We start from the raw sequence: 281 nt of genomic DNA, 5'->3' as shown, positions 1-281 counted from the left end.
AAATTCTATGAGACATGGTGCTAAAGGAATTAAAGTAGAAATTAGTGGAAGATTAGGTGGTTCAGAAATTGCTAGAACAGAATGGCAAAGAGAAGGCAGAGTACCATTACATACATTACGTGCAGATATTGATTATAGTTTTGTTCCAGCTCATACTATTTATGGTGTAGTAGGAGTGAAAGTTTGGATTTTTAAAGGAGAAATTTTAGGAGGAATGCCAAATATTGAAGATAAAAATTATTCTAATATAAATTTTACTAAAAATAAAAAAAATAAAAGAT

The 281-nt window shown here is 28.8% G+C and carries 1 protein-coding gene; it reads left to right on the top strand.

Annotated features, from left to right (window positions below):
* The coding region (rpsC, locus tag LDP10_RS03485; RefSeq protein WP_265197307.1) for a 30S ribosomal protein S3 at positions 1 to 281 on the top strand (281 nt) is incomplete at both ends.

Source organism: Buchnera aphidicola (Pemphigus obesinymphae) (genome assembly GCF_026122815.1).
In the GTDB taxonomy this organism is placed as follows: domain Bacteria; phylum Pseudomonadota; class Gammaproteobacteria; order Enterobacterales; family Enterobacteriaceae; genus Buchnera_C; species Buchnera_C aphidicola_BJ.
This window is presented reverse-complemented; position numbering and strand designations above follow the sequence as displayed.